The sequence below is a fragment of the Roseospirillum parvum genome, from assembly GCF_900100455.1.
GTDB lineage: Bacteria > Pseudomonadota > Alphaproteobacteria > Rhodospirillales > Rhodospirillaceae > Roseospirillum > Roseospirillum parvum.
This window is the reverse complement of the sequence record NZ_FNCV01000001.1, coordinates 728,505-737,799: the sequence shown is the minus strand read 5'-3', so window position 1 is coordinate 737,799 and position 9,295 is coordinate 728,505. Positions and strand designations below refer to the sequence as shown.

At 71.3% G+C, this 9,295-nt stretch carries 9 protein-coding genes; 8 read left to right on the top strand and 1 reads right to left on the bottom strand.

The window, feature by feature from the left end:
• The first annotated feature begins 192 nt into the window (after positions 1 to 192).
• From cbiM to BLR95_RS03045, 4 genes are read left to right on the top strand one after another with little or no spacing between them, the layout of a single operon-like run.
• Positions 193 to 807, top strand: a complete 615-nt coding sequence (cbiM, locus tag BLR95_RS03060; RefSeq protein ID WP_092615161.1) for a cobalt transporter CbiM — start codon at positions 193 to 195, stop codon at positions 805 to 807.
• Between the two features lie 23 nt (positions 808 to 830).
• Positions 831 to 1,403, top strand: a complete 573-nt coding sequence (locus BLR95_RS03055; RefSeq protein ID WP_092615158.1) for a cobalt ABC transporter permease — start codon at positions 831 to 833, stop codon at positions 1,401 to 1,403.
• Between the two features lie 13 nt (positions 1,404 to 1,416).
• Positions 1,417 to 2,250: a cobalt ECF transporter T component CbiQ gene (cbiQ, locus tag BLR95_RS03050; RefSeq protein ID WP_092615155.1), complete on the top strand. Its 834-nt coding sequence runs from the start codon at positions 1,417 to 1,419 to the stop codon at positions 2,248 to 2,250.
• Entirely contained in the window at positions 2,234 to 2,992 is a 759-nt protein-coding gene (locus BLR95_RS03045) for an energy-coupling factor ABC transporter ATP-binding protein (protein WP_092615152.1), read from the top strand. The genes cbiQ and BLR95_RS03045 overlap by 17 nt, the downstream gene beginning before the upstream one ends.
• 162 nt (positions 2,993 to 3,154) lie before the next feature.
• Here the strand turns inward: BLR95_RS03045 and BLR95_RS03040 are convergent, their stop codons facing one another.
• Positions 3,155 to 4,807 (bottom strand): peptidoglycan-binding protein, encoded by a 1,653-nt coding sequence (locus tag BLR95_RS03040; RefSeq protein WP_176787559.1) that lies wholly within the window; start codon positions 4,805 to 4,807, stop codon positions 3,155 to 3,157.
• 189 nt (positions 4,808 to 4,996) lie between these two features.
• Here BLR95_RS03040 and BLR95_RS03035 point away from each other — a divergent pair, with 189 nt between their 5' ends.
• The 4 genes from BLR95_RS03035 (at position 4,997) to dprA (ending at position 9,175) form a co-directional block, all read left to right on the top strand.
• Complete coding sequence (locus BLR95_RS03035; protein WP_092615146.1) at positions 4,997 to 5,947, top strand: aspartate carbamoyltransferase catalytic subunit; 951 nt, start codon at positions 4,997 to 4,999, stop codon at positions 5,945 to 5,947.
• A gap of 15 nt (positions 5,948 to 5,962) precedes the next feature.
• Entirely contained in the window at positions 5,963 to 7,276 is a 1,314-nt protein-coding gene (locus BLR95_RS03030) for a dihydroorotase (RefSeq protein WP_092615144.1), read from the top strand.
• A 64-nt stretch (positions 7,277 to 7,340) separates the two neighbouring features.
• On the top strand, positions 7,341 to 7,988 hold the full coding sequence (gene plsY, locus BLR95_RS03025; RefSeq protein WP_092615141.1) for a glycerol-3-phosphate 1-O-acyltransferase PlsY: 648 nt from the start codon (positions 7,341 to 7,343) through the stop codon (positions 7,986 to 7,988).
• 47 nt (positions 7,989 to 8,035) lie between these two features.
• Positions 8,036 to 9,175 carry a DNA-processing protein DprA gene (dprA, locus tag BLR95_RS03020; RefSeq protein WP_092615137.1) on the top strand — a complete coding sequence of 380 codons (1,140 nt, stop codon included), beginning with the start codon at positions 8,036 to 8,038 and terminating at the stop codon, positions 9,173 to 9,175.
• Positions 9,176 to 9,295: the final 120 nt, after the last annotated feature.

Sequence of the window (9,295 nt, the reverse complement as noted above, 5' to 3'; positions counted from 1 at the left end):
GGCGGCACCCTGGTCGCCATCACCGATGCCGACGGCGAATTCACCTTCGGCATTCCCAAGGCCGGCTTCTGGGGCTTCGCCGCCCTGGGCAGCGGCCCCGACACCGAGCACGAGGGCAAGGAGCTCTCGCAGGACGCCGTCCTGTGGATCCGCGCCTACGACCTGTAATCACCACCGGCTGGAGGATACCCGATGCATATCGTGGATGGCGCCCTGGCGCCCGAGGTGGTGATCGGCGGCGCCGTGCTGGCCGTTGGCGGTCTGGCCATGGGCCTGAAATCCCTGCCGACCGAGAAGATCCCGGCGGCCGGAGTGCTCAGTGCCGCTTTCTTCGTCGCCTCGCTGATCCATGTGCCCATCGGGCCCTCCAGCGTCCATCTGATCCTGGGCGGTCTGGCCGGGCTGGTGCTCGGCTGGGCCGCCTTTCCCGCCCTGTTCGTCGGGCTGCTGCTGCAGGCCGTGTTCTTCGGCTTCGGCGGGCTGACCGTGCTGGGCGTCAACACCGTCAACATCGCCCTGCCGGCGGTCCTCGTCTGGTACCTGTGCCGGCACGGACTGCAAAGCCAGCGGCCCGGGGTGGCCGCCGCCTGGGGCGCCCTGGGGGGCGGCCTGGCGATCGCCCTGACCACCGCCTGCGTCGGCCTGGCGCTGGCCCTGTCGGGCGACCAGTTCCTGCCCGCCGCCAGGCTGGTCTTCCTGGCCCATATCCCGGTGATGATCATCGAGGCGCTGATCAGCGGCGCCGCCGTGCTGCTCGCCCACCGGGTCAAGCCCGAGCTGTTCGCCACCCTCGCCACGCGCCCCTGATCGCCGCCCGGAGGTTCCCACCCATGCGCCGTCTTCTGCCCGCCCTGCTCGCCGCCGCCGCGCTGGCCCTCGCCCCGCTGCCCGCCGCCGCCCACAAGGTGGTGGCCGCCATTTTCGCCACCAATCCCGCCATCGAGGGCGAGGTCGGCTTTTCCAACGGCGACATGGCGGCCGACATCCCGATCGAGGTGGTCGACCCCGACGGCAACCCGCTGGGCACCACCCGCACCGACGCCGACGGCGTCTTCCTGTTCACTCCGACCCAGCGGGTGACCCACGTTTTCCGGGCCGACCTGGGGGCCGGACACGTGGCCGAGATCACCGTCGCCGCCGACGACCTGCCGGCCGATCTGGGCCAGCAGGCCGCCGCCCCGGCCGAAGGCTCCCCGGCCGCCGCGACAGCCGCCGTGCCGGCCGACCTGGACCAACGCATCGCCCAGGCCGTGCGGGCCGAGGTGAAGCCCCTGCGCAAGGACCTGATGGCCTTCAAGGAACACAAGAACCTGGAGAGCATCCTGGGCGGAATCGGCTATATCATGGGGCTGTTCGGGCTGGGCTTCTATCTGGCCGCCCGGCGCCGCCTGAACACCCGCTAGAGTCCCCCGACGCATGAGTCACGCCCTCGGTGGTCACGCCCTTGGCCCGGAGCCCCGGCCCGAACCCTTCGCCCACCGGCGCCCGGCGCCGCTGGGCCGGCTCGACCCCCGGGCCCGCCTGCTCGCCGTGACCGCCTTCGCCGGGGTGGTGGTGTGCCTGAAGTCGCCGTGGGTGCTCGCCCTGGCCCTGCTGCTGGCCGGCCTCGCCGCCGCCCTGGCCCGGCTGCCGGTGGGGCCGACCCTGAAGCGCATGCTGGCCATGGACGGCTTCGTCGTCCTGATGCTCCTGATGCTGCCCTTCACCACCCCGGGCACCCCCATGTTCGAACTGTGGGGCCTGCCAGCCAGCCAGGAAGGCCTGCTCGCCGCCCTGCGCATCGGCCTGATCGCCAACGCCGTGGTGCTGGCCCTGCTCGCCCTGGCCGGCGCCATGGAGGCAACCACCCTGGGTCATGCCCTGGGCCGCCTGGGGGCGCCGAGCCGGCTGGTCCACCTGCTGCTGTTCACCATCCGCTACATCGACGTGCTGGGCCAGGAGAACCGCCGCCTGCGCACCGCCATGAAGGCCCGCGCCTTCCGCCCGCGCAACAGCCTGCACACCTGGCGCAGCTACGGCTATCTGGTCGGCATGATGCTGGTCCGCGCCCTGGAGCGGGCCGAACGCATCGTCGGGGCCATGAAGTGCCGCGGCTTCACCGGCCGCCTGTACTGCCTCGACCGCCTCTCCTGGCAGACCACGGACAGCGCCTTCCTGCTGCTCGCGCTGGCCCTGCTGGCGGCGCTGGTGGGATTGGACATGCCCGGCGGGCCGCTGTCAGACTGGGTCGGCCATGCCCACCCTGTTTGAGCTGTCCGACATCCACTTTGCCTACCCCGGGCGCCCCCCCGCCCTGGCCGGCGCCTCGCTGACCGTGACGGCGGGAGAGCGGCTCGCCCTGACCGGGGCCAACGGAGCCGGCAAATCCACCCTGCTCCAGATCATGGTCGGCCTGCTCACCCCCAGCGCCGGCCACGTCGTCGCCTTCGACCAGCCGCGCCGCCGCGAGGCCGACTTCCACGAGGTGCGCCGCCGCGCCGGCCTGGTCTTCCAGGACCCCGACGACCAACTGTTCTGCCCCACCGTCGCCGAAGACGTCGCCTTCGGCCCGCTGAACCTCGGCATGGACCGCGCGGCGGCCGAACACCGAGTGCGCGAAACCCTCGACCAACTGGGCCTCTCCACCTTCCGCGACCGCATCACACACCAACTCTCCGGGGGCGAAAAACGCCTGGTCAGCCTGGCCGCCGTGCTGGCCATGAAACCCGACGTGCTGCTCCTCGACGAACCCTCCAACGGCCTCGACGAACCAACCACCGAACACCTCGTCACCATCCTCGATAACCTGCCCCAAACCCTGATCCTGGTCTCCCACGACCCCCACTTCCGAACCCGACTGGCCACCCGAACCCTGACCCTCACCCACGGCCAACTGACCCCCACACCCAACCGTCCGAGACGTGGCAGCCATGAGCAAAGGGGCGCCGCCCCTTTGAACCCCGCTGGGGAGGCCGGGGGCCTCCCCAGACCCCACCATGAGTCAAAGCCGTGAAGAGGGGGGTATCCGAGCCCGCGGGCTCGGATACCCCCCTCTTCACGGCTTTAAGTCGCGGCGGGGGTCCGGGGGGACCCCTGGTCCCCCCGGCGGGGGTTCCAAGGGGGCGGCGCCCCCTTGGTCGTGGTCGCCACGCCTCGGATGGTTGGGGTGTGGGGGTCAGTAGAGGCCGAGGCTGTTGAGGGTTTGGGGGCCGGCGCGGCCGTCGGTATCGAGGCCGTTGTTGGTTTGGTAGGTGCGCACGGCGTTTTCGAGGTCGGGGGAGAAGACGCCGTCGGCGGGGCCGGTGTAGAGGCCGGCGGCGGAGAGGGCGTTTTGCAGGTCTTCCACCTGCGGGCCGCTGTCGCCGGGGCTCAGGACATAGCCGCCGCGTTCCCCTTGGTAGGCTTGGTAGAGGCGGTTTTTCGAGCGTTTCATGAACATCTTGCTGCTCGCCGAGGCGGGAGCGGCGGCGGCGGCGCCGACCTGTTGTTCCTCCACCTTGAGGGCTTCCATTTTGTCGGAGAGGCGGGCGTCGTCGAGGTCCTGGTTCACGTCTTCCAGTTCGCGGGCGGTGGCGGCCATGTCGGCCTGGGCCTCGTCCCAGCGGCCGGCCTGGGCTTTTTCCAGGGCCTGTTGGTGGCGGGATTCGACCTCGGCCAGGGTGGCTTCCACCTTGGCCTCGCGGTTGAGCGCGGTATCGAGGACGGCGCGCTCGGTGGTGGCGAGCACGCTCAGGGCCTGGCTGGTGTGGACGGGCTGTTCGGCCTTGACGTCGCGATAGGCGAGATCGAGCTGGCCCAGCGAGACGCTGCCCTGGCCCTGGCCGGCGACATCGAGGCGCAGGGTGATGGTGCGCTCCTGCCCGGCGTAGAGGTCGGGCAGCGGGATGACCGTGGTCGCCCCCTGGCGATGCGACGGGTAGCCGAACACGGTGACGTTGCTGACCGCGCCGCCGGGGCGGAATTCCAGCCGCATGTCGCCGGCCACGGTGTCCATCAGGGCGGACAGTTCGCGGGCGAAGACGTCGGCCATCTGGTGCGGGCTTTCGATGTAGTGGTAGGCCCCGCCGGTGTATTCGGCGACGTCCTGCATCAGGTCCTCGTTGTAGTCCAGGCCCAGGCCCAGGGTGGTCACCGGCAGGCGGCGGGTGGTGCCGCGCAGCAGGGCGTTGCGGATCTCGGGCGTCGTGGTCAGGCCGACGTTGGCCAGCCCATCGGAGAGCAGCAGCACGCGGTTGACCGCCTCGCTGTCGTAATGGGCGGCGACCGAGTGCAGGCCGGCCAGCAGGCCGCCGGCCAGGTTGGTCGAGCCGCGCGGTTCCAGGCCGTCGATGACCCGTTTCAGGGCCGCCCGATCGCGCACCGGGGCGGACGGCGCGGCCACCGTGATGCGGTCGTCGTACTCGACGATGGCGAGGCGGTCGCCGGGGGCCAGACGGTCGATCAGGTCGCGCGCGGCGGCCTTCAGGTAGTCCATCTTGCCCTTCGATTCCATGGAGCCCGAGCGGTCGAGCACCAGGGCCAGGTTGAGCGGCGGCCGGGGACGCTCACCATCGGCGACGTCCTGGGGGGCGCGCAGGCGCACGATAACGTAGAGCTGATCGGGCCGGCCGGCGGGAATGGCCGTGCGGTCCAACTCGATCAGGCTGTTCACCGCCCCTTCGGGGCCCTCGAACGACAGCGCGGCGGCGGCCGGGCGGGCGGCCAGCAGGGCGGCGAGCAGCGACAGGGCAAGCAGGGTCGGCAGCAACGGCAGGGGCAGGCGGGCGGGCGCCGCAAGGGATTTCTTGCGGGAACCCGGTGGGGAAAACTGGGCGGGGTCCTGGGTCATGGCGGTCACTCCCTCCGGACAGCTCTGGTACGGACCTCGCCATGGTGCCGACGAAGGGTGGCCGAACCAGGGCCGAAAGGGGGGCCAAAGCATGGCCGCAAGGCCCCGCCCCCGCCCCATTTCCGCCCCATTGCGCGAGCCCGCACAGACAGTTGCCGGAAACCGGCGCGGCGCCTATAGTCCGCCCCCATGACCACCCCATCGACCCATCGCCACCTGCTCGGAATCCAGGGGCTCACGCCGCCGGAGATCGTCGACCTGCTGGACTGCGCCAACACCTATGTGGAGCAGAGCCGGGGGCCGGCCAAGAAGGGCGACCTGATGGTCGGGCGCACCGTGGTCAACCTGTTCTTCGAGAACTCGACCCGCACCCGGACCAGCTTCGAGCTGGCCGCCAAGCGCCTGGGTGCCGACGTCATCAACATGGAGACGGCGACCAGTTCGCTGAACAAGGGCGAGACGCTGATCGACACGGCGGTCACCCTGAACGCCATGCACCTCGATGCCCTGGTGGTGCGCCACCCGGACTCCGGGGCGGTGCAGTTGCTGTCGGAAAAGGTCAACTGCTCGGTCATCAACGGCGGCGACGGCAGCCACGAGCACCCCACCCAGGCCCTGCTCGACGCCCTGACCATCCGCCGCCGCAAGGGCCATCTGGACGGTCTCACGGTGGCCATCTGTGGCGACGTGGCCCATTCGCGGGTGGCCCGCTCGAACATCCACCTGCTGACCACCATGGGGGCCGAGGTCCGGGTCATCGCGCCCAAGACCCTGCTGCCCTCGGGCATCGAGGCGATGGGGGTGAAGGCCTTCACCGACATGCGGGCCGGGCTGGCTGATGTGGACATCGTGATGATGCTGCGCCTGCAGACCGAGCGCATGGGCGGCAGCTACATCCCCTCGATCCGCGAGTTCTTCCGCTTCTTCGGCCTCGACCGCGAGAAGCTGGCGCTGGCCCGGCCGGACGCCCTGATCATGCACCCCGGGCCGATGAACCGGGGGGTGGAAATCGACAGCGTGGTGGCCGACGACGTGGAACGCTCGGTGATCCGCGAGCAGGTGGAAATGGGGGTGGCGGTGCGCATGGCGGTGCTCGACCGGCTGACCCGCGAGCGCGGCTCCCCGGACGCCCGGAATTAGGAAAGCAACGGCGCCATGGCTCATCAAAAGCCCGGCCGGGTGGCCTATGTGAACGCCCGCCTGCTCGACCCGGCGAGCGGGCTCGATGCCCACGGCGGCATCCTCACCGATGGCGAGATGATCGTCGACCTGGGGCCGCAACTGGCCGGCCCGGGGGTGCTGGGCGATGTCGGCGTGGAGGTCATCGACTGTGGCGGCAAGTGTCTGGCGCCGGGGCTGATCGACATTCGGGTGCAGCTGCGCGAGCCGGGCGAGGAGCACAAGGAAACCTTTGCCAGCGCCGCCCAGGCGGCGGTTGCCGGCGGGGTGACCGGCATGGTCTGCCTGCCCAACACCGACCCGGTGATCGACGACGAGGCGACCCTTGAGTTCGTCGCCCGCCGGGCCCGCCAGTTGGGGCTGACCAAGGTCTACCCCTACGCCGCCGCGACCAAGGGACTGGCCGGCCAGGAGGTGGCCGAGCTGGGCCTGCTGTCGGAGGCCGGGGCGGTGGCCTTCACCGATGGCGTCAGCGCCATCGCCAACGCCCAGGTGATGCGCCGGGTGTTGTCCTACGCCGCCACCTTCGACCTGCTGGTGGTCGAGCATCCGGAAGAGCCGGCCCTGGCCGCCGGCGGCCTGATGAACGCCGGCGAGTTGTCGACCCGGCTGGGGCTGGCCGGCATTCCGGCCGAGGCCGAGGTCATCCTGGTCGAGCGCGACCTGAGGCTGGCCGCCATGACCGGGGCCCGGCTGCACTTCGCCCACGTTTCCACCGAGGCGGCGCTCAAGGTCATCCGCCAGGCCAAGGCGGCCGGCCTGCCGGTCACCTGCGACACCGCCCCGCCCTACTTCGCCCTCAACGAGGGCGAGGTGAGCGACTACCGCACCTTCGCCAAGCTGTCGCCCCCCCTGCGCCGCGAAAGCGACCGTCAGGCGGTGATCGCGGCGCTGGCCGACGGGACCATTGACGTCATTGCCTCCGACCATGCGCCGCAGGACCAGGACGGCAAGCGCCGCCCCTTCCGCCACGCCGAGTTCGGCGGCATCGGCCTGGAAACCCTGCTGCCGGTGACCCTGCAACTGGTCCGCGACGGCCATTTGACCCTGCTCCAGGGGCTCGACCTGATGACCCGCCGACCGGCCGAGCTGCTCGGCCTGCCGGGCGGCCGGCTGGAACGAAAAGGGCCGGCCGATCTGGTGCTGTTCGACCCCGAGGCGCCCTGGAAGGTGACCCCGGAAAGCCTCAACTCCAAGTCCAAGAACTCGCCCTTCGACGGCCGGCTGGTCCAGGGGCGGGTTTTGATGACGGTGATCGACGGGCGCCGGGTCTACCAGTCGGCTGCCTGATCGCGCCCCCTCGCCCACCTCTCGCCCGCCCGCCTTTCACCCGCCCGCCCGTCAAGGACACTCCATGGACGCCCACGACAACCTTTTCGCCCTGGCCGCCCTGATGGCCCAGGGGGGCTACGTGCTGGGTGCCATTCCCTTCGGCCTGGTGCTCTGCTTCCTGGCCGGGGCGGGGGACATCCGCAAGATCGGCTCGGGCAACATCGGGGCGACCAACGTTCTGCGGACGGGGCGCAAGGGGCTGGCCCTGGCCACCCTGATCCTCGATTCGTCCAAGGGCGCCATCGCCGTCCTCGTCGCCCACATGACGGTCAATCATCTGGGCGCCGACAGTGCCGGCCCGGTGGCCACCGTCGGCCCGCTGATCGCCGGCGCGGCGGCGGTGATCGGCCACAACTACTCCTTCATCCTGGGCTTCAAGGGCGGCAAGGGGGTGGCGACCACGCTGGGCGTGCTGCTGGCCACCGCCTGGCCGGTCGGCGTGGCGGCCTGCCTGACCTGGCTGGTGGTGGCCGGGGTGTTCCGCATGTCCTCGCTGTCGGCCCTGACGGCGCTCGGGCTGGCCCCGGCCTTCGCCCTGCTGCTGGCCGACCCGCTGCACGCCGGGGTCTACCTCGCCTTGGCCTTGATGGCCTTCTACCGCCACCTGGACAACATCGGCCGGCTGGTGCGCGGCGAGGAGCCCAGGATGGGCGCGAAAAAGGCCGCCTGAGAACTGAAAGATTGATCTTTCGGCGCGTTTGATCCACACTTGTTCTCATGAAGACGTGCCACACCCTGTCGCGACAGGACCGACTCGACTGGCTGCGCCTGTGGCGCAGCGAGAACGTCGGGCCGGTCGCCTTCCGCCACCTGCTGGCCAGCCACGGCTCGGCGGCGGCGGCGCTGGAGGCCTTGCCCGAGCTGGCCGCCCGGGGCGGACGCAAGCGGCCCATCCGGGTGGCCTCGCAACGCCGGGCGGCGCAGGAGCTGGCCGCCATCGAGCAACTGGGCGGCCATCTGCTGGCCCAGGGCGAGGCCGGCTTTCCACCCCTGCTGGCCACCCTGCCCGACGCCCCGCCAATGCTCTGCGTGCTCGGCAACCCGCATATCCTGAAAACCCCCACCCTGGCCGTGGTCGGGGCGCGCAACGCCTCGATCAACGGCCGCAAGCTGGCCCACCGCATCGCCCACGATCTGGCCGAGGCGGGCTTTCTGGTCATCTCCGGCCTGGCCCGGGGGATCGACACCGCGGCCCACGCCGGGGCCCTGGCGGCCGGCCGCTCGCCGGGCACGGTGGCGGTCCTGGCCGGCGGGGCGGACGTCATCTACCCGCCCGAGAACGCCAGCCTTTACGACCACATCCTGGGGCTCGGCGCAGTGGTCTCGGAAATGCCGCCGGGCACCGAGCCGCAGGCCAAGTTGTTCCCGCGCCGCAACCGCATCATCTCCGGCGCCGCCCTGGGGGTGGTGGTGGTCGAGGCCTCGGCCCGCTCCGGCTCGCTGATCACCGCCCGGCTGGCCGGCGAGCAGGGGCGCGAGGTCATGGCCGTGCCCGGCTCGCCGCTCGACCCCCGGGCCGAGGGACCCAATCACCTGATCCGCCAGGGCGCCACCCTGGTCGGCTCGGCGGCCGAGGTGATCGAGGCCCTGGGGCCGCCGGAACGGCGGGCCCTGGCCGCCCCGGACGAACCCGCCTTCAGCCCGCCGCCGGTCGCCATTGCCCCCCAGGCCGAGCTCGACATGGCCCGCCACCGGCTGGGCCGCGAACTGGGACCGGGCGCGGTAACGGTTGACGAACTGATCCGGCGGTGCCAATTGTCTCCCTCCGCCGTCGCCGTCGCCCTGGTCGAGTTGGAACTGGCCGGCCGGCTGGAGCGCCAGCCCGGCAACCGGGTGGCCCTGGTCGCCGACCTCTGAGGACGGCGCCACGACGGGCCGCCCGCGCAAGCTTCCCGGGCCGGCCCTGCCCGCGCGACGTTGCCGAGCCGACCCCGCCCGCCGTTCCCGCCCCCTTCCCACCCCCCTTCGCCAACAGCA

What these genes read in the sequence shown, in the direction of transcription:
- cbiM (WP_092615161.1), top strand. Translation starts at nt 193, where the DNA reads ATGCATATCGTGGATGGCGCCCTGGCGCCCGAGGTGGTGATCGGCGGC.
- BLR95_RS03055 (WP_092615158.1), top strand. Translation starts at nt 831, where the DNA reads ATGCGCCGTCTTCTGCCCGCCCTGCTCGCCGCCGCCGCGCTGGCCCTC.
- cbiQ (WP_092615155.1), top strand. Translation starts at nt 1,417, where the DNA reads ATGAGTCACGCCCTCGGTGGTCACGCCCTTGGCCCGGAGCCCCGGCCC.
- BLR95_RS03045 (WP_092615152.1), top strand. Translation starts at nt 2,234, where the DNA reads ATGCCCACCCTGTTTGAGCTGTCCGACATCCACTTTGCCTACCCCGGG.
- BLR95_RS03040 (WP_176787559.1), bottom strand. Translation starts at nt 4,807, where the DNA reads ATGACCCAGGACCCCGCCCAGTTTTCCCCACCGGGTTCCCGCAAGAAA.
- BLR95_RS03035 (WP_092615146.1), top strand. Translation starts at nt 4,997, where the DNA reads ATGACCACCCCATCGACCCATCGCCACCTGCTCGGAATCCAGGGGCTC.
- BLR95_RS03030 (WP_092615144.1), top strand. Translation starts at nt 5,963, where the DNA reads ATGGCTCATCAAAAGCCCGGCCGGGTGGCCTATGTGAACGCCCGCCTG.
- plsY (WP_092615141.1), top strand. Translation starts at nt 7,341, where the DNA reads ATGGACGCCCACGACAACCTTTTCGCCCTGGCCGCCCTGATGGCCCAG.
- dprA (WP_092615137.1), top strand. Translation starts at nt 8,036, where the DNA reads ATGAAGACGTGCCACACCCTGTCGCGACAGGACCGACTCGACTGGCTG.